The organism is Endozoicomonas sp. ALB032 (genome assembly GCF_049310125.1).
Lineage (GTDB): Bacteria > Pseudomonadota > Gammaproteobacteria > Pseudomonadales > Endozoicomonadaceae > Endozoicomonas_A.
The window spans coordinates 5967889-5993583 of sequence record NZ_JBLYNW010000001.1; the positions used below are offsets into that span (position 1 = coordinate 5967889).

Annotated in this window: 23 protein-coding genes; 14 read left to right on the top strand and 9 right to left on the bottom strand. The window is 46.7% G+C overall.

Going from position 1 to position 25695, the window contains the following annotated elements:
• The first annotated feature begins 123 nt into the window (after positions 1 to 123).
• Positions 124 to 606 (top strand): RDD family protein, encoded by a 483-nt coding sequence (locus tag ACO6VG_RS22305; RefSeq protein WP_422134301.1) that lies wholly within the window; start codon positions 124 to 126, stop codon positions 604 to 606.
• 124 nt (positions 607 to 730) lie between these two features.
• Here the strand turns inward: ACO6VG_RS22305 and lptG are convergent, their stop codons facing one another.
• On the bottom strand, positions 731 to 1789 hold the full coding sequence (lptG, locus tag ACO6VG_RS22310; protein WP_422134302.1) for an LPS export ABC transporter permease LptG: 1059 nt from the start codon (positions 1787 to 1789) through the stop codon (positions 731 to 733).
• Complete coding sequence (gene lptF / locus ACO6VG_RS22315; protein ID WP_422134303.1) at positions 1782 to 2891, bottom strand: LPS export ABC transporter permease LptF; 1110 nt, start codon at positions 2889 to 2891, stop codon at positions 1782 to 1784. Before lptF ends, lptG begins: the two co-directional genes overlap by 8 nt.
• 507 nt (positions 2892 to 3398) lie before the next feature.
• On the opposite strand from lptF, the gene ACO6VG_RS22320 reads away from it, so the two are divergent.
• The 5 genes from ACO6VG_RS22320 (at position 3399) to ACO6VG_RS22340 (ending at position 9299) form a co-directional block, all read left to right on the top strand.
• Entirely contained in the window at positions 3399 to 4880 is a 1482-nt protein-coding gene (locus tag ACO6VG_RS22320; protein WP_422134304.1) for a leucyl aminopeptidase, read from the top strand.
• Between the two features lie 146 nt (positions 4881 to 5026).
• Positions 5027 to 5320, top strand: coding sequence for a hypothetical protein (locus tag ACO6VG_RS22325; protein WP_422134305.1), 294 nt, complete (start codon positions 5027 to 5029; stop codon positions 5318 to 5320).
• 136 nt (positions 5321 to 5456) lie between these two features.
• Entirely contained in the window at positions 5457 to 5888 is a 432-nt protein-coding gene (locus ACO6VG_RS22330; protein WP_422134306.1) for a DNA polymerase III subunit chi, read from the top strand.
• Between the two features lie 56 nt (positions 5889 to 5944).
• Positions 5945 to 6340 carry a hypothetical protein gene (locus ACO6VG_RS22335; RefSeq protein WP_422134307.1) on the top strand — a complete coding sequence of 132 codons (396 nt, stop codon included), beginning with the start codon at positions 5945 to 5947 and terminating at the stop codon, positions 6338 to 6340.
• A 103-nt stretch (positions 6341 to 6443) separates the two neighbouring features.
• Entirely contained in the window at positions 6444 to 9299 is a 2856-nt protein-coding gene (locus ACO6VG_RS22340; RefSeq protein ID WP_422475726.1) for a valine--tRNA ligase, read from the top strand.
• Positions 9300 to 9602: 303 nt separating this feature from the next.
• Here the strand turns inward: ACO6VG_RS22340 and ACO6VG_RS22345 are convergent, their stop codons facing one another.
• Both ACO6VG_RS22345 and ACO6VG_RS22350 read right to left on the bottom strand, forming a co-directional pair.
• Entirely contained in the window at positions 9603 to 9962 is a 360-nt protein-coding gene (locus tag ACO6VG_RS22345; RefSeq protein ID WP_422134309.1) for a hypothetical protein, read from the bottom strand.
• A gap of 232 nt (positions 9963 to 10194) precedes the next feature.
• A complete protein-coding gene (locus ACO6VG_RS22350; protein WP_422134310.1) occupies positions 10195 to 11712 on the bottom strand; it encodes a fumarate hydratase in 1518 nt (505 codons plus the stop codon).
• A 942-nt stretch (positions 11713 to 12654) separates the two neighbouring features.
• Here ACO6VG_RS22350 and ACO6VG_RS22355 point away from each other — a divergent pair.
• Entirely contained in the window at positions 12655 to 13404 is a 750-nt protein-coding gene (locus ACO6VG_RS22355; protein ID WP_422134311.1) for a hypothetical protein, read from the top strand.
• 286 nt (positions 13405 to 13690) lie between these two features.
• On the opposite strand, the gene ACO6VG_RS22360 is transcribed toward ACO6VG_RS22355, so the two are convergent.
• The 3 genes from ACO6VG_RS22360 to ACO6VG_RS22370 all read right to left on the bottom strand — a co-directional run bounded on the left by ACO6VG_RS22360 (position 13691) and on the right by ACO6VG_RS22370 (position 16849).
• On the bottom strand, positions 13691 to 14647 hold the full coding sequence (locus tag ACO6VG_RS22360; RefSeq protein WP_422139187.1) for a reverse transcriptase domain-containing protein: 957 nt from the start codon (positions 14645 to 14647) through the stop codon (positions 13691 to 13693).
• A complete protein-coding gene (locus ACO6VG_RS22365; RefSeq protein WP_422139188.1) occupies positions 14571 to 14999 on the bottom strand; it encodes a hypothetical protein in 429 nt (142 codons plus the stop codon). Before ACO6VG_RS22365 ends, ACO6VG_RS22360 begins: the two co-directional genes overlap by 77 nt.
• A gap of 626 nt (positions 15000 to 15625) precedes the next feature.
• Positions 15626 to 16849, bottom strand: a complete 1224-nt coding sequence (locus tag ACO6VG_RS22370; protein WP_422134312.1) for a hypothetical protein — start codon at positions 16847 to 16849, stop codon at positions 15626 to 15628.
• A 222-nt stretch (positions 16850 to 17071) separates the two neighbouring features.
• Here ACO6VG_RS22370 and ACO6VG_RS22375 point away from each other — a divergent pair, with 222 nt between their 5' ends.
• Positions 17072 to 17749, top strand: a complete 678-nt coding sequence (locus tag ACO6VG_RS22375) for a hypothetical protein (protein ID WP_422134313.1) — start codon at positions 17072 to 17074, stop codon at positions 17747 to 17749.
• 238 nt (positions 17750 to 17987) lie between these two features.
• Here the strand turns inward: ACO6VG_RS22375 and ACO6VG_RS22380 are convergent, their stop codons facing one another.
• Positions 17988 to 19268, bottom strand: a complete 1281-nt coding sequence (locus ACO6VG_RS22380; RefSeq protein ID WP_422476263.1) for an IS4 family transposase — start codon at positions 19266 to 19268, stop codon at positions 17988 to 17990.
• A gap of 36 nt (positions 19269 to 19304) precedes the next feature.
• On the opposite strand from ACO6VG_RS22380, the gene ACO6VG_RS22385 reads away from it, so the two are divergent.
• Positions 19305 to 20441: an RING finger protein gene (locus tag ACO6VG_RS22385; protein ID WP_422475728.1), complete on the top strand. Its 1137-nt coding sequence runs from the start codon at positions 19305 to 19307 to the stop codon at positions 20439 to 20441.
• Between the two features lie 130 nt (positions 20442 to 20571).
• Here ACO6VG_RS22385 and ACO6VG_RS22390 read toward each other — a convergent pair whose 3' ends face one another.
• On the bottom strand, positions 20572 to 20823 hold the full coding sequence (locus ACO6VG_RS22390; protein ID WP_422476322.1) for a GNAT family N-acetyltransferase: 252 nt from the start codon (positions 20821 to 20823) through the stop codon (positions 20572 to 20574).
• A 402-nt stretch (positions 20824 to 21225) separates the two neighbouring features.
• On the opposite strand from ACO6VG_RS22390, the gene ACO6VG_RS22395 reads away from it, so the two are divergent.
• The 5 genes from ACO6VG_RS22395 to ACO6VG_RS22415 all read left to right on the top strand — a co-directional run bounded on the left by ACO6VG_RS22395 (position 21226) and on the right by ACO6VG_RS22415 (position 25642).
• Entirely contained in the window at positions 21226 to 22053 is an 828-nt protein-coding gene (locus tag ACO6VG_RS22395; protein ID WP_422475730.1) for a type II CAAX prenyl endopeptidase Rce1 family protein, read from the top strand.
• A gap of 832 nt (positions 22054 to 22885) precedes the next feature.
• Positions 22886 to 23818, top strand: a complete 933-nt coding sequence (locus tag ACO6VG_RS22400) for a 2Fe-2S iron-sulfur cluster-binding protein (RefSeq protein ID WP_422138363.1) — start codon at positions 22886 to 22888, stop codon at positions 23816 to 23818.
• A gap of 94 nt (positions 23819 to 23912) precedes the next feature.
• The gene (locus ACO6VG_RS22405; RefSeq protein ID WP_422134317.1) at positions 23913 to 24227 is read left to right on the top strand and encodes a BolA family protein; all 315 of its coding nucleotides are present in this window, start codon (positions 23913 to 23915) and stop codon (positions 24225 to 24227) included.
• Positions 24228 to 24284: 57 nt separating this feature from the next.
• Positions 24285 to 24776 (top strand): hypothetical protein, encoded by a 492-nt coding sequence (locus ACO6VG_RS22410; protein WP_422475733.1) that lies wholly within the window; start codon positions 24285 to 24287, stop codon positions 24774 to 24776.
• A gap of 179 nt (positions 24777 to 24955) precedes the next feature.
• Positions 24956 to 25642: a DUF3313 domain-containing protein gene (locus ACO6VG_RS22415; RefSeq protein WP_422134319.1), complete on the top strand. Its 687-nt coding sequence runs from the start codon at positions 24956 to 24958 to the stop codon at positions 25640 to 25642.
• The last annotated feature ends 53 nt before the right edge of the window (positions 25643 to 25695 follow it).

The window sequence follows — 25695 nt, forward strand, 5'->3', positions numbered from 1 at the left end:
TATAAAGCCCTTATGATCAATAACACACCCGGAACTTAATTGGCACTGGTTGAATCCTGTTATGCCATAGCTGCCCAACAAGATAGAAACTGATAAACTCCGCAGCCTGTTACAGGAGTTTTTATGTCAGGCACATCTCAAAAGAAGCAGGCTCAACCCGCACCCGTTTGGCGGCGACTGGCTGCCATGATCTACGACAGTTTTCTGGTTTTGGCCATTATGTTTCTGGTGGGTTTTATCAACCTGGGCATTCAGATGAAGGTATATGGCGCTGAAGAACTCAAGGCCATGACAGAGAACGGACAATCCATTGGCGGACCTTTCTTTTACGCTGCGCTTTTTCTGAGTATTTTCAGCTTCTTTGCCTTTTTCTGGACTCGTCGTGGCCAGACACTGGGCATGCAGGCCTGGAATATTCAGATTGTGGATCGGGAAGGAGGTTATATCTCTATCGGCCAATGTCTGATTCGCACACTGACCGCTATCCCTGCCCTGTTACTCTGCGGACTGGGAGTCTTCTGGTGTCTCTGGGATCGGGAACATCTCAGCTGGCAAGATCGCTTGTCCCGATCCAGAACGCTGTATATTCCTAAACAAAAGTCCTGACCGGATAAATCACAGGCAGTCAGCCTATGTTAGCTCAATGACTGCCTCAGGCACCTGGATTTAACACCATTCATACTCTCTCAATACAGCCAGCCATCTTCCGAAATAAGACAGCACTCTGTCATCAGGCAGCCCGGTGTAGCAACAATGACCCTATACCAATACAGATCAGAACCGGCAGCAGAACAGAGAAGACTGGCGGAAAACCAAACACCAGGCTGGAAGGCCCCAGCAGGTTCTGCACAATCATAAATACAACCCCGGTAATCACGCCCGAAAAGATTCTCAGCCCCATACTGACCGAGCGCAGAGGACCAAAGACAAAAGAGATTCCCACCAGCACCAGGGAGAAAATAGACAAGGGTTGCAGTGCTTTTGTCCAGAACGCCAGCGCATATTCACCCGTATCCAGTCCCTGCTCTTCCAGATAACGGGTATAAGTATTCAGGCCTGATATAGACAAGCCATCGGGCTTAACCACCACCACTTTCAAAAGCGTTGTTGTCAGGTTGGTATCCCAGGGCTCTGTATTCACTGTTTCTGAAACGACTTTATCGCCTTCCATACGACTGAGGGTGACATCCTCAAGCAGCCAGTGGTCCTGTTGATAGATCGCCCTTCTGGCAAACGAACTCTCCTTGAGTCTCATATCATCATCAAAAACATATCGACTCACACCGTAGAGCACACCATTTGGCTCAACGGCATTAAAATACATAAATTCATTGCCTTCACGATGCCAGACCCCTTCTCCGGAATACTCGCCATTGTGGGATCGGGCGATATTCTTCCGGCTTTCAGCAATCTGCTCTGTGGCGGGCGCCACATATTCACCCAATACGATGCCTATGAAAATCAGCACCAGGGCCGGCTTCATCACAGACCAGACCATCCGCCACAGCGAAACACCTGCGGCTCTCATGACCACCAGCTCGCTGTTTGAGGCCATACTGCCGAGGCCAGCAAGACATCCAATCAAGGCTGACACCGGGATGAACTCATAAATCTTCTTGGGGATGAGAAGCAAAATATAGACGACCGCATCCACCATCTGATAATTGCCACGAATATTATCCAGCTCGCCCAAAAACGCGAACATGGATTCCAGCGCCACCAGAATCAAAAGCACCACGACCATGGAAGCCAATACGTTCCATGCGATGTAACGGTCCAGCTTACGCATGAGCAACTTTCCTTTTGGCAATCATGACCCGCAAAGGCTCCTGAAAATAAACGACCAATCCAAGCAGCAGATAAACCCCATGCACCCACCAGACACCGACCTTTGGAGAAAGGCGACCATCATCAACCATTCCACGGGTTGAAATCAGTAACGCCAGATACAGCAGATAGAGCAATACACCGGGCAAGAGTTTGACGAAGCGTCCTTGTCTGGGGCTCACTTTTGAGAGCGGTACAGCCAGCAACACAATAATTGGAATCAATAATGGCAGTGAGATACGCCACTGCAACTCAGCTATATAGGTGGGATTATCAGAGCCTAACAATGTAGAAGTCGGCAGCGCCTGCTCTTTGCTGATTTCATCTGCGACTGCATTCTCTTCCATTCGGACGCCATAGGTTCCATACTGAGTCACCCTGACTTTTTTGCCACCGGGTGTCAGATCGTAGCGATAACCATCACTCAGGATAAGATAGCGCTGACCGGCTTCCTCTGTGGTAGATATACGACCACGCTCTGCCAGCACCAGAGACATCTCTGAACTGCCCCGCCCGGATGACTGGTGAGCAATAAACACCTTCTCCATCTGTTGATTGTCATCCGTCAGCGATTCGGTGTAAGTAACCCGATTTGCCCCCTCAAACTTTTGAAAACGACCCGGTACCAGGGTGTCGAACTCAGTCATGGAATCCTGCTGATGAAGAATGGTTTCTACCTTCTTTATCCCCCAGGGGGCGACCAGAATACTTAGAAGAGCCACCACTAGCATAACGCCCAGCGCCGGAATCATGGTCATGCGCAGCAGATGGCCCTGACTGACACCACAGGCCCCCATAACCGTCATTTCATTTTCTACATAGAGCCTGCCATATGCCATGATAATGCCCAGAAACAGCCCCAGGGGAATAATCATTACCAGGAATTCGGGCATTCTGTAGCCCATAATGGCAAAAAGGATATCGGCGTTCAGCGTGCCATTGGCAGCCTGCGCAAGATAGTTCACAAAACGGCCACTCATGATAATCAGGAGCACAACGCCGGTCACAGCAAATGTGACCTTGAGCATTTCTTTGGCCAGGTATCGAAAAAGGATCGAAGGCATGATCTTGAGTTACTGTTTCCGATAGTTCATAAAAGTAAAACTCACTTACCCGAGAGTTCCGGTAAGTATGACGCTTCAAGACAGACAGTAATCCTGACCATTTGTCGACCATCAAAACATGATTTTTCTGCCCGAAAAATCAGTTGTCGACACATTGATACAATAAACGGACTAAAATCTATCTCTGAAAGCCTTGCGGGAATTCACTTCTCGTGCAAGCTCTGTTCAAATACCCGATCTGACAATTATCCAACAAACCTCTTCGAGTTTATAGCCCGGATGAAAGAAGTCTCGTCATTTACGTGCCTTTTGCTAAAAAAGGGTGTGTCCCCCAGGGGCATTCAGGGCTGACTCAGGTGTCCGTCGGTTCCCTCGAAATCCCGACTCCTGGTTACCAGAGCCACAAGCCCGATTAGGAGTATTTATCAGGAATTTGTCAGAAAGATTAACAGGAAATCGGGTCATCCCCGAGAGTTAGAACCGGACAAGTGTCCTATGGGAGCAACCATGCAATTTATCGTAAAAAGCGGAGCGGTAGAGAAGCAGAAAACTGCCTGCCTGGTATTGGGTGTGCAGAAGAAAGAGCTTACCGCCGCAGCCGCAGCCGTAAACGAAGCCAGCAAGGGTGCCATCAACAGCATCCTTAAACGAGGCGACCTCAAGTACAAGGCAGGTCAGACCCTGTTGCTCCAGCATGTTCCGGAATTGCCCTCTGAGCGGATTCTGCTCTGTGCGACCGGCGAAGGAAAAGCCGCCCTCAAGGAAAGTGAATTCATCAAACTGGCCAGAGCCGTTGCTGGTGAACTGAAAGCTACCTCTGTCAAAGACGCCCTGGTATCCCTGGAAGATATCAATGTGCACGGCAAGGACCATAGCTGGAAAGTACGTCAGCTGGTAGAAGCCATTGTATATGCGTTCTACCAGTTCGACGAATTCAAGAGTAAAAGCGCCGATGCACTGGTACTGAAGAAGGTCACCTTTCTGGCTGATCGCAAGCAGGCAAAATCTCTGAATCAAGCTATTGCTGAAAGTCAAGCCATTGGTGAAGGTCGTAACCTGGCTCGTACTCTGGGCAACCTGCCGGGCAATATCTGCCACCCGACTTATCTGGCAGATCAGGCTAAAGCTCTGGCAAAATCCCATGCCAGGATGACTGCCAAGATTTTGGGTGAAAAACAGATGTCCGATCTGGGTATGAACTCCCTACTTTCCGTAGGCCAGGGTTCAGACCAGGAATCCAAATTGATCCTGATGGACTACAAAGGTGGCAAGCGCGGTGAGAAGCCCGTTGTACTTCTGGGCAAAGGCATTACCTTCGATACCGGTGGTATTTCCCTGAAGCCCGGTGCAGCCATGGACGAGATGAAATTCGACATGTGTGGTGCAGCCAGCATTTTTGGCGCCATGCAGACCATTCTGGCATTGAACCTGCCCATCAACGTTGTAGGCATGGTTGCCGCCGCCGAGAATATGCCCAGTGGCAACGCTACCCGTCCGGGAGACATCGTCACTTCAATGTCGGGCCAGACCATTGAAATCCTTAATACTGACGCCGAAGGCCGACTGGTACTCTGCGATGCTCTGACTTACGCCGAGCGTTACAAGCCAAAAGCAGTGATCGATGTTGCCACTCTCACAGGTGCCTGTGTCATTGCACTGGGTCACCACACCACCGGTCTTCTGAGCAACAATGATGAGCTGACCGAAGCACTGCTGAAAGCTTCCAAAGACGCTTCCGATCTGGCCTGGCAGCTGCCAATGGGTGAAGAGTATCAGGCCCAGCTGGATTCCAACTTTGCTGATATGGCCAACATCGGTGGCCGTGCGGCTGGCACCATCACTGCGGCCTGCTTCCTGGCGCGCTTTACAGAAAGCTACCCGTGGGCTCATCTGGACATCGCCGGAACGGGATGGAACTCCGGTAAAGCCAAAGGCGCTACCGGTCGCCCTGTACCCATGCTGATTCAATATCTGCTGAACCAGCTGTAATATTCTCAGGGTTGTGGATCTTTGGAGGCTCACAACCCCTGTTTCCGAAAATCATCAACGCAACATTCGTGAAGCCGCTGTCAGGTGTCTTGCCGTAAATCTCTGCTAATCTGTGTCATTCACTCATATTGATTGGAGTTATGCCAGTGAATACAAGAGCAAAGCCTCAGCCGACAGAGATTAATCATATTCGCAACACCTTGACTGACGTAGTTGATGGTTTGGGTCAGACCCGTGGTGAAATGCACCAAAGGTTTGACCAGCAAGAAAAAGAACACAGTCAATTCAGACATGAAGTTAATCAGCGGTTTGCCGGCCTCGAACATGAGGTTCATGAGGTTAAAGTCCGTTTTGACGGCCTCGAACAGAAAGTTGACCGGCAAGGCTCTGAAATCAGTGAAATCAAAGAAATGCTCCAGACCTTCCTTTCCCGCCAATAACCAGGCTACCTGACAAGTGGTGGAGTAGGCTCCGTCCTTAAGGGCTCCACCCGACGCGCCTTCGGCGCGCAGCTAACCCAAGCGTTGACAGTTAACGACCTTTAAACCAGCATCATTTCCCATTACACTCAACGTCATGTCTCGAGTTACCTTCTATTTACTGCAACAGCAGTCTGCCCAAGCCGTTAAAAAGTTCGCCTGTCGACTGACCGACAAGGCATGGCGGAGTGGTATGCCTGTACATATTCATACGGATAATGACATCCAGTGCGAAACTCTGGACCGACTGCTCTGGGAGTGGCGTGAGGACAGTTTTCTGCCACACCAGATCATCAACAGCGAAGCAGTAATAGCGCCAATCACGCTGGGATATAAACCACCGGAATCGTTGCACGACAACACCCTGCTGATCAATCTGTCCAGCCAAATTCCGAACTTTTACAAAAATTTTGTCCGAACTTGTGAAATTGTTGACCAGAGTCCGGGCCCGGTTGAGGTTCTCCGTGAAAAATTCAGGACTTATGTTGCGGATGGCATCCAGCCGGAAACCCATCAAATCCGGGATTGAAGCCATTAGCTGGCAAAAAGCCATCCGCTGGCAAAAAAAATGAGCAGGTAGAAAATATGAGTCAGAAAAAAACGAAAGGTCTGCTGAATGAACAGGAAAGATTAAAAAGCCTACTGAAGGAAGAGATAGACCGCAATGATCATCTCAACCAACACATTCCTGTTCTTACCGACCTTGCTGAGCATGAAGGGGCCAGACAGACCGTCACAGTTCTGAATGTCACCGGTGATTATCAACAGAATAACTCGCAGGAACCGCCTATTCTAAGCCCCCTGCTTAACCCCGGTGTCACGGAGTCTGAACTGAAAACCCGGCTACGCAAACAGGCCCGACTGCTGATTCAGGAGATCATCGATGAAGAGCTGGTCAGGGTCGAGGCTCAGCTGAACCGTGAGCTTAACAACTATCTGGATCACCTTCTCGATCAGATGCCCGACGGTCTATCGGATTAACGTCCGATATCATTCAGACAGGTGGCTTCTCCTATTAACACTGCCCTGTCGGTTCCGTGTATACTGCGTCGTTTAGATCAGAACCTGTCAGAACTCTGTAGTTATGGAAAAAACGTTTAACCCTCACGCGATTGAGCGCAGCTGGTATCAGACTTGGGAAGAAAAAGGCTACTTTGCCCCCTCCGGCGAAGGTTCTCCCTACTCCATCATGATTCCACCGCCCAATGTCACCGGCAGTCTGCACATGGGTCACGCTTTTCAGGACTCCATTATGGACGCCCTGATTCGTTACCAGCGCATGAAAGGCAGCAATACTCTTTGGCAGGTGGGTACTGACCATGCCGGTATTGCCACACAGATGGTGGTAGAGCGTAAAGTCCAGGCGGAAGAAGGCAAGACACGTCACGATTATGGCCGTGAAGCTTTTACCGACAAGATCTGGGAATGGAAAGAAGATTCCGGCGGTCACATCACCCGTCAGCTGCGTCGTCTTGGAGCCTCTGTTGACTGGAACAATGAACGTTTCACCATGGATAAAGGCTTCTACAAAGCCGTTCAGGAAGTCTTCGTTCGCCTTTATGAAGACGATCTGATCTATCGTGGCAAGCGCCTGGTCAACTGGGACCCCAAACTTCATACCGCCATCTCTGACCTGGAAGTGCTGAACAAGGAAATCAAAGGGCACATGTGGCACCTGCGTTATCCTCTGGCTGACGGCGAAAAAACCGCTGAAGGCAAAAACTACATTGTCGTAGCCACAACCCGTCCCGAAACCATGCTGGGTGACACAGGTGTTGCCGTTAATGCCGCAGACGAGCGCTACAAGGCCCTGATCGGAAAAGACATTATCCTGCCACTGGTCAACCGTCGTATTCCTATCGTTGCCGATGAACATGCTGACATGGAAAAAGGCACAGGTTGTGTAAAAATCACTCCGGCTCACGACTTCAACGATAACGAGGTCGGCAAGCGCTGCGGTCTGCCCATGATTAATGTCATGACTCTGGAAGGTCATATCAGTGAACAGGGTGAAGTTTTCAACATTGATGGTTCCAGCAATCACGACATGGAAGCCCCCATCCCCGAGAAATACCGTGGCATGGAGCGTTTTGCTGCTCGTAAGGCCATTATCGCCGACTTTGAAGCGGTCGGGCTGCTGGAAGAAGTTAAAGATCACGAACTGATGGTGCCTTACGGTGACCGTTCTGACGTTGTTATTGAACCTCTGCTGACGGACCAGTGGTTTGTCCGTGCCGGGCCTATGGCAAAACCCGCCATTGAAGCCGTCAAAGATGGCCGCATTCAGTTTGTCCCCAAACAATACGAAAACATGTATTTCTCCTGGATGCAGGACATTCAGGACTGGTGTATTTCCCGCCAGCTCTGGTGGGGCCACCGCATTCCTGCCTGGTACGATGAAGAGGGCAATGTTTATGTAGGCCGCAGTGAAGAAGACGTACGACAGGAAAACAACATCCCGGCCGAAGTCAGCCTTAAACAGGAAGACGACGTACTGGATACCTGGTTCTCTTCTGCCCTCTGGACTTTTGCCACCCTGGGCTGGCCTGAAAACACCGGGCGCCTGAAAACCTTCCACCCGACAGATGTTCTGGTGTCCGGTTTTGACATCATTTTCTTCTGGGTTGCCAGGATGATCATGATGACCATGCATTTCATCAAAGATGAAGACGGCAACCCCCAGGTACCGTTCAAGTATATCTACATGACCGGTCTGATTCGAGATGAGAATGGCGACAAGATGTCCAAGTCCAAAGGTAACGTACTGGACCCGCTGGATATGATCGACGGCATCGGCCTGGAAGATCTGGTTGCAAAACGCACCGGCAATATGATGCAGCCACAGCTGGCGGCAAAAATTGAAAAACGAACCCGTAAAACCTTCTCTGAAGGTATCGCGGCGCACGGTACGGATGCCCTGCGTTACACCCTATATTCACTGGCTTCCACCGGCCGTGACATCAACTGGGATATGAAGCGCCTGGAAGGTTACCGAAACTTCTGTAACAAGATCTGGAATGCAGCCAACTATGTTCAGATGAACACCAAGGGTGAAGACTGTGGTCAGAGCAATACCGACGTTGAGCTGACTCTGGCGGACAAGTGGATTATTTCCCGGCTGCAACGTCTTGAAGCCCAGCTTGAAAAGAATCTGGCAGACTTCCGTCTGGATCACGCTTCCCAGAATCTGTACGACTTCATCTGGAATGAATACTGTGCCTGGTACCTGGAACTGTCCAAGCCTGTTCTATGGAGTGAAAATGCTTCCGAAGCCCTGAAGCGGGGTACCCGTCGAACACTGGTCCGGGTTCTGGAAACCATTATGCGTCTGGCTCACCCATTCATGCCGTTTATTACTGAAGAGATCTGGCAGAACATCAAGCAAGAAGCTGGCGTTGAAGGTGAAACCCTGATGCTGCAGAGTTACCCGACTCTGGACGAAAGCAAGCTGGACGAAACTGCCGAGCAAGACATCGAATGGCTGAAAGGCTTCATTACCGGTATCCGTAATATTCGTGCTGAACTGAATATTGGCCCCAGCCGTGAACTCAATGTTCTGCTGCGCAACCTCTCTTCTGACGACCAACGTCGCCTTGATGAAAACAGCGCTTTTCTGAAGTCTCTGGCGAAATTGTCAGACATTCGTCTTCTGGGCTCTGACGAGGAAGCACCTATGTCGACGACTCAACTGGTCGGCAAGATGGAAGTTCTGGTGCCTATTGCGGGCCTGATCGACAAAGACAAGGAACTAGCTCGTCTGAGCAGAGAAGTTGAACGACTGAATAAAGAAGTTCAGCGCTTTGAAGGCAAACTGGCCAACGAGAAGTTCATCAACAACGCCAAACCTGAAGTAGTTGCAAAGGAACGCGAAAAGTTGACAGAAGCGCTGGCTGCTAGAGAACGGCTCGATGAACAGCTCAAAGCGATTCGGGCTCTGTGAATCCGGTAGCTGTTGAGTTTATATTTTATTGAGTTCTGAAAACATAAAAAGCCTGGGTGCGAATAGCAGCCAGGCCTTTTTACGAGTCTCTCAGGGGCTGTTGATATGCCTTTATTACTTTTCCTGTCAGGTAGCGTAATCGCTAAAAGCACCTTACGGATAGGAAACCAGCACAAGGGGCTTGCTTTGCAAGCCGAGCTTACATCCCCGTCCTCAAAGTACGGGGCTTTATGCTTATTCGATAAAACTGATTAAGAACTAACCAGAGCGTCAGTCTGACTAACAATATTCCTGTGGGGGCATCTAATCAGTGTTTTTCCGAAATTGATCCCTGAACTGCTGCAAGCGTATCCACTCCTCTTCAATAGCCAGTAACTCTGAAAACAGCTCATCATCAACGATCGACTCACATTGATTGTCTTCTACAACCTCCTCCGGATGCTCTGCAATCCAGAAATGCTCGAATCGACCTTCAATCTGGAGGTTCAATAGATTAGACCGGACGATTCTGGCATCAGAATCCATCCTGATAACATCTTGCCTGTCTGAGACAAAGCGTCTAATCCTTGCAAAAAGGTTTTGCCAGAAAAAAAGAAACTCAGTATTTTCAGGATTGTTCCGGCCGGAGGCGGGCTCCTGACCCTGATCAGAATCGTCAACCATTGGTGCGTCCTTACTGCCTGTTCTAATAAACTGATTATAGAAGCCTGATTATATCTCGCCGAATATCCAGATTTTGGCAGTGTTTATGTCCATTTAATCAGGCAGGAAGGAGCGCTACAAGAACCCACTAAAGGAGAAAAAAGGCCATCAAAAAAGAGGTAACAGTTGAATAAACTAGCGAATAAAGCCGGACCAGCCCCGAGAGGCTGACCCGATACAGGCTCTTGGAAACTTATTTAATATCCAGAACCTGCTCTTCTATCTTTTGTTTCCAGATTTGTGGTCCGGTTTTGTGGACAGAATTACCCGTGTGATCGACTGCTACGGTCACAGGCATATCCTTAACCTCAAACTCGTAGATAGCTTCCATACCCAGTTCAGGGAAAGCAACGACTTCTGCTTTCTTGACAGCCTGGGAAACCAGGTAAGCGGCTCCACCTACAGCAATCAGATAGACAGATTCGTTATCCTTGATCGCCTCAATCGCAGCGTCACCCCGTTCAGCCTTGCCAATCATTCCAGCCAGACCGGTCTGCTCCAGCATAGTACGGGTAAATTTGTCCATACGAGTAGAAGTGGTTGGACCTGCCGGACCCACCACTTCGTCACGAACCGGATCAACAGGTCCTACGTAGTAGATAAAACGACCTTTCAGATCAACAGGCAACTCTTCGCCACGGGACATCATGTCAACCATGCGCTTATGGGCAGCATCACGACCGGTCAGAATTTTTCCTGACAGCAATACTGTGTCGCCCGGCTTCCAGCTCTTGGTCTCTTCTTTGGAGATATCGTCAACATTAACCTTGCGCACCCCTTCACTCATATCCAGAGCGACTTCAGGGTAATCATCCAGGCTCGGAGCTTCCTGAATAACAGGGCCATTGCCGTCCAGTACAAAGTGCGCATGTCGTGTGGCAGCACAGTTTGGAATCATCGCCACGGGCAGAGAGGCGGCATGAGTAGGATAGTCCTTGATCTTGATATCAAGCACCGTGGTGAGACCACCCAGACCCTGTGCACCAATACCCAGACTGTTGACAGCATCCATGATCTCCAAACGCAGCTCTTCAACCCGGTTACTGGGTCCACGCTCTCTGAGTTCATGGATATCAATGGGGTCCATCAGAGATTCCTTGGCAAGCACCATGGCTTTTTCAGCTGTTCCACCAATACCAATACCCAACATGCCCGGAGGACACCAGCCCGCACCCATCGTCGGTACGGTTTTCCTGACCCACTCAACAATATCATCAGAGGGGTTAAGCATGGCGAGCTTGGACTTGTTCTCGGAACCACCACCTTTGGCTGCCACCTGGACATCAACAGTATCTCCGGGCACGAGAGTCATGTGAATGACAGCAGGTGTGTTGTCTTTAGTGTTTTTGCGGGCACCTGCCGGATCTTCCAGAACAGAGGCACGCAGAACATTTTCCGGATGCGTATAGGCACGGCGAACACCTTCATTCACCATATCCTCGACACTTCGGTCACTTTCGAAGCGGACATTCATACCGATCTTCAGGAAGACCGTAACAATACCGGTATCCTGACAAATAGGTCGCTTGCCCATTGCACACATTCTGGAATTAATCAGAATCTGGGCCATGGCGTCTTTGGCAGCCTTGGAGGGCTCTTTTTTCCAGGCATCATGAACAGCGTGAATAAAGTCCAGTGGATGATAACAGGAGATAAATTGCAGAGCGTCAGCTACGCTCTCAATCAGATCCTCTTCACGAATTAGTGACATTGCGCTCCCCAACTCCCATGTTCGGTCCAGAAACCTGTCGGACTCAAAGCACAGCTCCAACAGACCCCGGATTTGCAAGCTTCAATCTATTGCGATCTCTGAAGAACAGCCTTCAGGACCCTGGCCGGTTCCCCGGCTCTGTTGTTTGGTTCTGATCTGAACAGAAACCTCTGTCATATAGATCAGAACATCAATGAAGAACCCTTCGAAACACGACAGTTTTATCGGTTTCCCATGAGCTTCCCCTCCTCATTTGTCCTGCCAGTATATCAATGCTTTGCATCAGAAGACATGGATTGAAAACAGGATCTATCACTTTTTGTCACGGATTACCGAAACAAAACGACAGACAATACCTGATAACACGAGCCACAACTGAATAATGCTCTCGGTTAATACGCAAAAAAGTAAAAAACACAACAGCATTGCAAAGCAGATTTCTCTTCAGAACAGAGCAGACTGGAAAAAAACGACAAGTGCAATAGGCTGATATTTTGGAATTGAATCGGTTACCGACTCAGAGGTCTACCTTATCTTCCATCGGGAGTCATAATACCCAGTCGGCTGTTAGTTGTCAGCTGCACTGTTTCAAGCCTGACAGGGTACAAATCTGAAAAACTTGGACCACGTCGAGACCAGAGCATGATTTATTTCTGCACAGAAGCAGAGATTGTTACCACTGCTGAGAACATAAAAAGTCATTAAGTTCTTCTTACTGAAAGACACCTGTCCGGCCTTCTGAGACCTTGATCTAAACGACAGAGATAGTATTCATTATCAGTTCTGATTGATCGTTCTCAAACCAATAACCAGAAACTCTGAACTCACAAATGGAAAATGATACTTGCACCTTTTCACCTGACAGCTATCATTTGGCTACCTTAAATGTGCAGATCAGAAAAGTTTGCCAAATTATCGAAGTTTTCACGTTAGTATTTCGTTATGCGATATTTATTTATAACTTTGATACCAGTCATCATTACAGGTCAAGCTTGGTCAGTAGGATGCAATAATTGTAAATTTGAAATTAATGCAGCAAGCAACTTTTGCCCTAATTGTGGTTTTCAAATTTCATTACAACTTTTACCAACTGGTTGCCTAAGGGGAGAAGACTCTGTCGCCAGAATGGCAATTGGAAAAAATATCAGCTCTGGAATCAGTACAAATAATAAACACAACACATCTCTACATTATCATTTGAGAAGATTGCTTGAACGAGCAAGGAAAGAAGGAAGGTTTTCAGCCTTATGGCGTGATATTGATTACCTCTGTAAATTTTCAGAACATAAAGATGATTTATTCTTTTTGTATGCCCACGCAGTAGCTTTAAGAAATATGGGAAAACTAGGACAAGCGTTGAGCACTTTAAATACATGCCTGGTAAAAACAAAGTTTTCCCACCCAACAAATCTCAGAAATTTGCAAATTTACTATGAACTTTCATTTGTTCACTCTTTGATGGGCAACCATAACGATGCAATTCATTATTATTATTTATTTTTTACAAACAGAGAAGATAGGGGAATAAATCAATCGACTGTAAACTCTGCAGTAAATTCAGCAGTGATAGCTATAACTTGTAACTCTGAAAATGCAGAAGCATACAGCTTACTTTTATATTGTTGGAAGAACTTGAAACAGAAAATAAATCCCGACAATCTTGAAAAAATGCGTATTTATGGATTTCACTGAATAAATAAGGATCTGATCTGGCAACACCCGAGAGAGCTATTGGATTCTGGCCTTATATCGAAGCGATCAAATAGCTGATTCAACACCGCACCATCGCAACATCGCACCTAGGAGCCTGACCGAGAATAGACTGCCCTACTGCGGTGGCAGCAAATTGGTCTGAAAATCCGCTTTTGTTCGTCAAATAGCTCGCTATTCACCGGGTAGAAGGAGCTACCAATTGTAGCTCCAACCCCCTCAGATCCCGGCGTGCGGATTTCCCGCACCGGGCTCTTCGATATTTGACTCACAGCACAGCCATGGATTTCATTGCCATAAAAGGCAGCATTATCCTCGGTTTCTGTAGCGGCAGAAGCTGCTTGAGGTTATGGTACTTTTCCCATGGAATCTTGCCTTTCCGGCATCGGCTACACAGCATCTTGTACCAGTAGCGGTCAACAAACCGGTAAAGCTTCTCCATACTTCGGAAGTTTCCTCCCAGACCGTAATACGCATAATGCCCTCTCAACCGTCGATTGATCGCTGTCACTTGTTCGTGCAGCGGTTCATGGCGTATTCGTCTCAGCAGTTCCTTCAGTTTGGCTATGCTGCGTCTTAGGCGGGATTTTTCCGTTCTCCTTCCCACCATGAAGTTTCCTTTCAGATTCCTTGTGCAGTAGTGCGTAAAGCCAAGGAAGTAAACCGTTTCCGGTCGTCTTCCCCCACGACTGGCAAAACGTCCGAACCTGACTAACCGGGTTTTATCCCGCTCCAGTTTCAACGCAAACTTCTCCAGTCGCTGTGGCAGCACATTCATGAACCGCTCCGCATCACTGCGATACTGAAAACACACCACAAAGTCATCAATGTACCTGATCAGCCATGCCTCGCCTTTTAGCCGAGGCTTGACCATGCACTCGAACCAGAGGTCAAGTACATAATGCAGGTACAGGTTGCTCAGAACTACGCTGATCGGCCCACCCTGAGGCGTACCTTCTTCACACTCTTGCAACTCCCCGGCCTCCATCACCCCGGCTTTCAACCAGCGCCGTATAAGGTTCAGGATTCTGGGATCACCGACCCGGTGTTCCACAAAACGAAGCAGCCATCCATGGTCAAGACTCCCAAAGAAGTTCTTCAAGTCCGCTTCCAGCACCCAGCTGACCTTTCGGCCTGAAACCACCTCGTTAAAAGTGGACAGGGCATGGTGCGCTCCCAGTCGTGGCCTGCCACCCATGGAACAGGGCAAAAAAGTCCTGCTCATAAATAGCATTCAGCACATCAGCAACACTTCGCTGCAAAGCCCGGTCATTGATGCAGGGAACACCCAGAGGGCGCTTTTCCTTTTTTCCCGGCTTGGGTATCCATGCCCTTTTGACCGGCGGTGCCTTGTAGCCTTGCCGATGGATAGACGTCAGTGTCTGTTCCAACCACCGCTTAAAGTCTTTCTTTGTCTCTTCGACAGTCAGCCCATCGACTCCGGGCGATGTGTTGTGTGGAATCTTGTTCAGATTCATACACAGGCTCGCCGGGGTAATATGATGTGCCAGACTTGTAAAGCGAAGTTTCGGATAACTCCGGGCTTTCGCTGCTACCCTCTCCAGTCCCGTTGCCATGGCTGGTTTACCTTCTCACTGCGTAAAAGACCGTAACTCCCTCAGATGTGGAGCCCATGTTTCCCTGGAAAGGCTCAAATACCGCCAGCCGCTTCCCCATGTGACGGGCTCTCCCCGCCTCGGAGTACTATCAGCTGGTCTGACTTCCTGAACGTCATCAAGTCGTTCTTGCTTTACAGGCTCGTCGGACCCTACAGGCTCCGCCTGAACGTTCAGGATCTCCCTTGTTCACGTAAAATCATTCGATAACATGCCGTGGGTACGAACCCCGGAAGCAGTCGGGATGCCTTGTCATTAGCGGAGCTCCCGACTTCCGCTTTCCCCATTGAGAAAGAAGGTCAGCTACTTCAACCACGTTCAATTTCGGGGCTAATTATCCCTTAGCAGACGTTACGGCCTGTTATCACCCTGTCTACGCTTCGCAGTAGTCGTTACCTTCTACCACGCAAGACTCGGTACACGGCTGCCGACCACAGCTTTACCGCGATGACCATTTCAGGCCACAAGATTTTACGCGCTTGCAAGGCGCAATCCTCACAAAACCGAATTTTCATCCTCAATTTTCTGCCGTCCTCGCTACGGGGTCGCCTAGACGGGCGCTATTCTCGGTCAGGCTCCTAGTGAAGTCAGGGGCTGGATTCTATGTACATATCTACTGATGGGACCTTGGAATCAGCTTGATCGATTACCTGTAAATTTATTTTTGGAATCCACGGTACTGTTTTGGCGTCTGATGGTGGTGAGGAATTTATTATCTGCCTTACACCATAAATTTGTGGGCCCTCAAGCTCACCTATGATTCTTTGTATTGCCCGCCTTTGTATTATCTCCCAAACTTCCCGGAGGCTTTTATCTGGTAATGCCTTGGCTGACGAGCTGGCTTGCGACGGTTTGCGAGATATATTAATTGCATATTTTGAGTTTCTGGATGAAAGAGAGTCTATCTCGACTGTGCCTTCTGTTGTGTTGGTGCTGACAAGCATTGTTACTGGAACATCAACCGTATCTTTTCTCTTCCTGTTGTTCTTTGCTCTTGATGTACGTGGGACTTCGATGCCCAGATTAATATGCCCTGTGATACGAAATTGGTAATGATCCTGCTCATCCGTAGCGGAGCTTTCAGAGGCAGCGGCTGGATTGGAGGGTCCTTCTTCTGCAGGTGGCGGTCGAGGGGTGGTCTCAGCCAATGTGTTGGCAGAAGGCGCTTTTCTTTTCCGCTTTGATCGCGAGGTCTCCTTGTTGGCGCTTCTGTCGGAAGCTGGTTGTTCTTCTGGTGCTGGTTTATTTTCAGTGCTGGATGAAGCAGTGCTTCCGCAAGTAGTGACTATTGGATCATGAAGTATTGGATCAATCACATATAACTGATTCCGGTTTTCAATTTCAATTTCAATAGGCCCTATCGGGAGAGCGATTGCGAAACCAGATTGTTGGCCAGCCCCAGCGGCCATTTGAATTAAATTCTCGTGCGTAAGCATCTGAAGAGCATCAAGAGCCATTACCCCTTCCTCTAAAGAAGGAGAGAACAAGCGATCCGGAGTTGAGGAGTAAGAAGGCGGCCAGAGCTCTGCAACAAAATGTGGACTTTGACTGTAAAAAGACTCAGGAAAGATAATTGCAGCACTTGGTTGTGGTGGCTGTTGATTAAGTGAGGGACCAAGAGTATGTGAAATAATAAGGTGGCAATTATCCCCTTGCCGATGTGCGACGACAATTTCGTCATATATTTCATTAATAACAATGCTATATTCGGTGGTGCTATCAACAAAATCACCATCTGCACAAGCATTGATTACTGTAAACCCAAGCGTAAGTGTAAAGAATCTTCTTGCAAAAAGACTAGAGAAAAGCATCGTTTGTTACCTGATTTACTACCAGACAGAAACATTCTGGCTGATCCATGATGACCAATTGGCCACTTATAATAGCACATAACCTCTGGTTCAAGTGCTGCGCATCAGCGCATTCCTTTGGAAACATTTGTTAGTTTGCGGGATTATGACTATATTGCAATGCTTTACCTGTTGTACTTTGCAGCCACAAAATACTAAAAATATTTTTATAGGAGTAAGATCATGTTTAATACACTGTATCTTTTACTATTTTTTATATTTTCTTTCTGTTCCTTGACTTGGGCGACCGTAGAAGTCATTGGGCCAAACACTTTCACCTATACAGATAGTACAGGTAGTACAAAAACTCGACAAATTCTTGGCCACACCAGGCCTGAGAATGTTGATCAATATTTACAACTGGCTACTTCCATGTCTGAAACCACCCTGAGAGTTGATAAAAATCTCAAAGAGAGAATTATAAGTAAAGTTTACGTTATTCAGTTTTCAGCTGATCCCGATGGCCTTGTTGACCAGATTGAAAACATTGGTTTTATTGTCATTTTGAATGATGGAACAGCTCTCCTTAGTTTTGATTTTTTGTCCGCACCAGGCCAGGTTGCGAGTAGCTTCGATCAAGCCGAAGCAGGAAATAGGTTAATGTCACTTATCTCCAAACATGCTACAGGAGTCGGTATGTTGGCTCAGGGCTCAACAGAGTCTGATTTGTGGTCACTGCCCTCATCCTCGTATCAAAATTTCAAGGAATCCGGCTTTCGCAGAGGCAAGAAAATAACCAATAGATATCAAGCAACCTTTCTGATCCCCTATCTGACTTTATCTGGTCAGGGGACTTTAGAAATAAAAAATCTTGGCACATACGAATACACCATTCTTGAATCTACTTCGGTACATTCGTAGCATTCTAATTCTGTCCGATTAAATGAAGGTCCTTAATTGAAGAATAAATTTGAATCTTGGACGAGGCTAATTTTACTATCCATCACAATCTTATGTCTCTCATCAGCTTGCTTCTCGAATTATGAAGGACATGATGAGAGTGAAGTAACTATGGAAGATCAAAATTTTTGGTATCACACTTTTCAAGAGTCATTGTATTACTACATCTATATACCAGTGGATTATCTTAGGGTAGACATTAAGCCCCACCCACAGCACAAAGTCCTAATCTTGTACGCCCCGAACAACCATCTCGTGCAGGGTGTTCACGTCTCGCATTATCTGCCCAGAAGTCCAGCAGCTTCCTTGTATGTGAGAGCAGAGACTTTCCTGCATTCATCAGGGATAAAATGACATTACCAAACAGCCGGGTTCCACTTTTCATCGCCTTATGCGTCGAGATTTCTTCAATGGCTCCACTTTCGTAGAGGTTCGCCTGAGCAGCATGGGCAAGATACCTTTTCAACGTCACAACCACGAAGGACATCAGAATCAGGCTAAACACCAGTGTCGCTGATTTAGTGTTAAAACGATGCCACCCTGAATAGGACTTGATCTCTTTGAAGATAAGCTCTATTTGCCATCGTAGACGATAGGCCTGAAGTACTTCACTCAGGGTGAACTCAACCCGGTTAAGGTTGCTTACAACGAATACCCATTTCAGTTTCCTGTCATTCCAGCGGACAACCAAACGATATGGCCAGGCTTTGAATCCTGGCCATTCTACATCCAGGTCGAGGCATTGATCTTTAGGGAAGCCAGACAACACCTCCTTAAGTTTTTTCCCTTTGTAGCGATTGAGATTTTTGCCATCCTCCCGTACTGCGCTGAGTATCGTCGGGTTGATACTCTGAGGTGCCTTGCAGATAAAAGACCCCTCCCGATCATCAATGGCAGCAAAGCGTTCCAACTCAAAATAACCGGCATCGATCAGCATCAGGATATTGGCCATGGAGGTTGGCAGTGGTGGCAGACAGTCTCTTTCTGAACGGGTATCTTCAGTGAGCTGCACGCGCACCAGATTGTTGGTAAGAAGATCCATTGTCGTATGAAGTTCGACAGCAGCAGGACTGACCGTTGAGAACCTGCCGGGAAATGTTTCCTTTAGGGCATCGTAGACAGCTTGCGATGAGCCGTCATGAATCAGAATGTGCTCAAACTCTGAAAATGGACTGTCCTCATCAAACGCCATGACTTTGCGCGAAAAGATTTCCAGACACTGCAACCATAGCCAGAGGACAAGAGCAGGCATCGCGTCTTTTTTAGCTTGATTTGCCCAGGAACGATAGGAGACATTCAGCCCCGTCAACTCATTAAATTTTCGGTGGAGATCGGCTTGAGTATCGCAGCTTCCATCACCAGCGAGGGCAGCAATCAGTGAAAGGATAAAGTCCAAGGGGCGGATATCTCGCTGTCGTATAGTAAAACCAAGCTGCTCCGCCATGCTGAGGAGTTCAGACCGGTCGAAACACGTCAGCAGTTTTTTTCAACTAGTCTACTATTTGCGATACTCATCTTGTTCAGCCTTGATACTTTTCGCGAAGCTTTATTTTGGCTGTTCAAGGTGAGTTCTGCCGCTAGAAATGAATCTTTTTTGAGCTTAATGTCTACCCTAAGAGTGGATTATTACATAAGTCCAAGAGGTATCTTTCGTTTGTCATCAGTATTAGCAATGGGATACAGAAACTACTATAAATTTTATTTACATCGAAGAGCTGATGATAGAATAACTCGTTGGCTTTTAAGATTTTCGCTTGCAATTATACCTGCGAATTTTATTTATGATATTTTAGAAGATAGAACAGCCTCAGGTGATAGTGATATTCCTAAAATAAAAACACGTAAAATTAATGGTTCCCCTGCTTTTAAAATAGAGCTTTCGAGCTTATCAAAAAACAGTGCTCTACAGAATATATCAAAACCATTACTAAGTCGTGGTGTTAACAGCATTATATTCACCTCCTCCATAATAGACGACGAAATACATATTTTAGGAGAGTTAACACAAATTAGCAAAAACGATAAAATATTCTTTGATATTTTTTTCCCCAAATTAAATTCTGACAGCTATTATTGGCTTGAACTTTGTTGCAACAAATATATTGATTGTAATATTTTTTCTTCAACTCCACTAAGTGTACTGTCAGAAGAAGTGGTCGGTGAGTTAGTCATTTTTTTAGATGGCAACTATGATTTTCTGGCTTCAAGCAGCAATTTTAACAGAGCCAAAGGGATTGACTTTTCAATTAGTGAAGAGTTTGTTGTAGCAAAAATACAACGGATAGAGTCCGACATCTTTTCTTATTCTATATGTAATACTCAAACTGATACTTTGCAAATAAAAAGCAACCAACTGAACTTCTCTAATGAAACTTTAGTTTTCGAATTTAAAGAAAAATTATCTTTTCAGCCTGAAGGATGGCTTGCATATACCATAAAATTAGCTTTTAAACAGCTTGAACATATTTTTCTTATCATGACAATTGATGCGTTGTTTGAAGATTTTTTTCTAGGAGAGTGCGCTATTTGCCATAAAAACATGATCGTAGGAAAAGTTTCGATGGCTGGCTGTCATAGGCATTATTTTTGTACCTTATGCCTGCGTCAATGGGCACAACATGGCTCTGGAAGGTGCCCATATTGCAATAGGTAGTGCCAAGCCTAACAGCTATCAGAACCCCAGTAATTGATATTGGATATTACACTCATGCAGTTTATACCCTCTGAATCAGGAATAATAAATTCACTTGGGGCTATCCCAACTTCTCAGTCTTTTGGAACCTTTAGTATGCGTTCAGATCTATCTGCCAGTACCCAACATCAAGCCATTGGTTAAATTTAAAACCAACTTTTTCAAAGTGTGCTAATTTTACCATTCCAAGCTTCTCATGGAGCTTGACGCTGGAAGCATTTGGAAGGGTAATCCCACTGATCGCCATACGAACCCCAGATTCTTTGAGTCTTTGGAGCAGTAATGAATACAGCTTTGTGCCAAGCCATTTGCCTGACATTTTATGCGATAAATAAACAGTTATCCCAACAGAGAAGCGGTAGGCACTTCAATCACCCTGCTGGTATTTTTATTTTTACTGGTCGCGAACAGTTAGTATTCCTAACACAGTTGTTACTATTCATTGAACTCTTTGGCAACAGAACAGTCTAACCAATTATTAACGATCAAATCGATCCTCTTAAAGAGAACAAAATAAAAATATTAGGGATAGCTCAAGCAGCGCTATAGAAAACCCTGACTGCAATGATATGGAAAAAGTTTACTTTAAATACAGATAATTTTAAGTCAGATGAGCATGTTGATCGAGGTTTATAAAGCCTGCTTCAGCCACTTCCCGAAGGCGAGACATGTGGATGGACGAAGTCTCCGAAGAAACTGGAATCATTTGTTAGCATCTGTGCTTTTTTTTTAGGGAGTAAGTACAATGAAAAAATATACTTTAATAATCGCAATATGTTGTTCACTAGTAACTCAATATGCAAAGTCAGCCCCTCTCCCAAAAAATGAGGATGAATTGAGCACTTTGCACGCATTAGTTAATATGACCCTCACAGATTCAGTAACTATTGAAGATAAAGAGTCTAATATAACGGTCGTTCTTACAAAGTCGGATGCACCTCTCCTAAAAACAGAGGATGAATTGAGCACTTTACACGCAGTAACAAATATGAGCCTCACAGATTCAGATTCAGTGAATACTGAAGATAAAGAGCCTTACAAAATAGTCGGTTTTATAAAGAGGTATAATATTGATAAGCAAATTTATTATGGATTATTATTAGGTGCAATACATTTTACACAGTATCGAATTTTGTATTTTTGCATTTTACGCCCTCTGTCATTAGTACATGACCCATACGATGGAAAATTAACATTTGTAGAGGCTGTTACAGGAGCTATCATTGAAGAGGCTATATTTAATGGTTTGTTACTCCCTTTAATCAATTACTCTATAGAATTGGCAACTAACAGTAGCACCAAGTTTGATGAAAAAATATTTACTTTAAGTAACAACCATCATGATAAAAAAATATTTATTATGAGTAACATCATCAAGTCCACAGCATTTGGACTTTTACACCTTGCCAACAAGAACCCATTAATGGCACAAGTCCTGATATCAATGATCAACTCATTCGTAAGAGGACAATTTACTAAACATTATGGTTTACTAAGTGCGACTGTAGCTCATGTTACTTTAAACTCTATGGGTTATTTAGTCTACATCTATAGTGGACGAGAGCACTTTTAGCGACTAACAGTTATTAGCAGTCAAACGAGTGACATTAGTTATGACACTCAGACGCGTCTCCCCCCTAAGGAGCCTGACCGAGAATAGTCTGCCCTACTGCGGCGACAGCAAATTGGTCTGAAAATCCGCTTTTGTTCGTCAAATAGCTCGCTATTCTCCTCACAAAACCGAATTTTCATCCTCAATTTTCTGCCGTCCTCGCTACGGGCGCTATTCTCGGTCAGGCTCCTAAGGAGGGTGTCGCAAAACTTCAACAGCTCGTTCTCACGCTCTGAAGTCGTCATTCCCGCGAAGGCGGGAATCCATCGCCAACGGTGGATCTCTGCCTTCTCGGGGATGACAAGGTCAGGGGGACACCGGGCAGTATGGTTCTGGTGGAGAGTCAGTGTGGATTCCCGCCTTCGCGGGAATGACGAGAATGAAGCCGGGAATGACGAGAATGAAGCTGGCAATGACGGGAGTCAACGCGTTCCCACGCCGGAGAGAGTTTTGCGACACCCTCTAAGCAAGGGAGAATAAACTCATTTGAGTATACCCAAACCTTTCAGTTTGTCATAAAGCCATTAATAACCAATAGGCTATTAGCTATTTTTCCTATTTTTTGGTTTGCATACTTTTAGGTTGAGCAAACTGCATCGTTACAGATGCACTTTATTTTCCTCTATATAACAGTATTTTTCCCACACTACCCTCAGGCGATCTATATTCGAAGATCTTGTTATAATTTGATGGGACACGGGGACACAACAAGTTCGTTATTGCTTAAATACAACAGCACCCACGAAAAACATGGGTGTTTCCGTAATAAAAAGCATTAAGGTAAGATACCACCATGCCTGTTATCACACTGTCTAACCGGGCCTACCCGGTCGATAAAAACCAAAACCTGCTGGACTCCTTACTGGCAAAGGGTGAAAAAATACCTTTCTCCTGTCGTTCAGGTATCTGTCATGCCTGCCTGATGAAAGCTGACACAGGTCATCTCAGCGAGCGGAGCCAGGCTGGGCTGAGCAGTGAAAAAGTTCGTGAGGGGTATTTTCTTGCCTGCCAGTGTCTGCCTGAAAATGATATGACTGTCTCCCTGCCCAGCAGGAGCCACACCCAGGCCATCATTACCGGAAAACAGTTCTTATGCCCTACCGTTGTGGCTCTGACTCTCGCCCCCAGGCATCCGATGAACTATTTTCCCGGCCAGCATGTCTGTATTGATACAGAGCTGCGGCTTAAGAAAGAGTGCTATCTGGCCTCAGTGCCATCAATGGATCAAACGATGGTCATCCAGGTCCAGCGCAAGGTGGCAGATCCTTTCAGCACATGGGCGCACGACTTTGCCGAAACAGGACAGAAAATCAGCATCAGCAGCCCCTGCGGAATCAATCTATGTGGAAGCCTGCTGGATATCCCTGACCAGATACTGATCGCTCAGGAAGTGGCACTGGCCCCCATACTGGCTTATGTCCGTGAAGCTTTGCACAATACCGGGTCCTCATCACAACTTAGAATTCATCTGATCCACGAGGCGTATAGCAGCAACGATCACTTCGGTATAGCGCTATTGGAAGCACTTTCACAAATGGATCAGTTCAGTTATGCCCTGACAACCGGAAGACAGGATTATGGGCAATGGCTGGACTCGGCTTTACCAGAAGCTTCATCGATTAGAGTTATTTGTGCCGGTGAGGCATCATTCTGTAAACCTATTGAGGAATCTTGCTCACAGCGCCCAGGTATCAACTACACGGCCTTGAACAGTGAATTTTTCTGATCCACTTTTCTCTTCGCAACCCTCGCGTCTTCCTGTTAATCTAAAATCATATATCTGATCGTCCAAGCATGATTTAAAAGGTGGAAATGGAAGTATGACTATGCAAGATCGTGTCAGTGACAAACTGACCACTGCCCTGGAGCTTGAACACTTTGAAATATTCAATGAAAGCCATATGCACAATGTGCCGCCGGGCTCTGAATCTCATTTTAAAGTGGTTTTGGTTAGCCAGTCGTTTGAGGAGCAGATGCCGGTTAAACGCCATCAGCTGATTTACAAAATTCTGTCTGATGAGATGCAAGGGGGCATTCATGCTCTGGCCCTTCATACTTATACCCCCGGTGAGTGGTACGAGCGTAAGGGCCTGGCTCCTGTCAGTCCGGATTGCAAAGGCGGCAGCAAGCACTGAACTCTCTCAAACGGCCACAGCCAGAGCAGGCCGCTAAAAGTAAGTTTTGCCACCTTCATGGATGAGAGGCATTTCACAATTGGTAATGGAGAGCCCCAGGACGTGTGCGGCGGTGTTCAGTTCGAGTTGGATGGCCAGACCATCAAAACCTTTTTCCCAAATCCCAAAGCCCGTTTGCCGGTATTGAGTCGGCAGGGCCAGCAGATTCTGGTTCCCTGGGGACGCCGTGAGGGTCAGCCTGGTCACACACCACAAGGAGGTTGGGCAAGACTGGAATCCATTAAAAAGGGTATTTGGAATCGGTTTAGCCCCAAACCCGTCAAAATAAGTGTCGATGCCTTTATGGAAAAAGATGAAGCAGGCGAAAGTCATTGGTTTCTCCTGGAAAACCAACAGTTTATACAAGGGCTGATCGCTACTGATGGCCCTTTTACCCGGCTTTATGTCGTAACAGAAGAGAAAGAACAAAGTTGCCACAAGAGTCACCGTTGGCCCAGAGTAATGGATGCACCGGAACCCCTCAGAACCGCATCAGGGGGACTTTTTTAGCAGCAGCTCGCACCACCCTCCTTTCTTGTCTCGATTATTGGCATCAGTTCAGCTCATCACTGCGTTATACACTGTAGTGCAATGATTATCTCGGTAAATCATACTTTTCAGCAGACAAACATTGATAGACACTCTACCTCAGTTAAAGCAAATACCTTAATCAAACGACGACACAAACCATGACAGCTTATAAAAAAACTCGCCGACTTTTTGCCCTGCCCTTTATGCTGGTCAGCGCCTTGTTTCTAACAGCCTGTTCAACGCAGCAAAAAATTGATACTGAAGAACAACCCTTCAGCGGCTATCTGGAAAACTATGAAAGACTGACTGCTTTTGATGACGATACTGCCATGCGCTGGGTCAGTGGTGATCTGAAAAAGTATAAAAAGGTCTATGTTGAACCCGTTAATCTGTTCCCGAATTACAATGCAACCAATGATGCCCAGCGGGAAGTAGCTACTAAAGTCGCTGACTACCTGAACAATGGTTTCAGAGAAGGTCTGAAGCAGCGTGGGATGCTGGCAGAAAAGCCGGGACCGGGCGTCCTGGTCATTCAGCCTGCCATTACCGGCATTGTGTCAGAAATGCAGGACCTCAGACCCAGACAATTCGTTCTCCCCGTCGCCGTTGCCAGAACACTGATCAAAACAGCCACCGACCGACTGGATTACATAGTAGCCCTCTATTTGGAAGTACAACTGAGAGACGGCGAAACGGGCAAGCTCGAGGGTGAAGTGCTGCGTAAAGGAATCAATAAGCAATCGGATAATGATGAAGTCACCAAGGAAGATGTCAAAGCGGTTCTGGATGACTGGTTGGAATTCTACAACCGTGGTCTGGACAAGCTAACCAACAAAGAGCAGTAAAATCCACCAACATGGCTGCCTGTCAGAAACATCAGGCAGCCAGCCCTTTATTC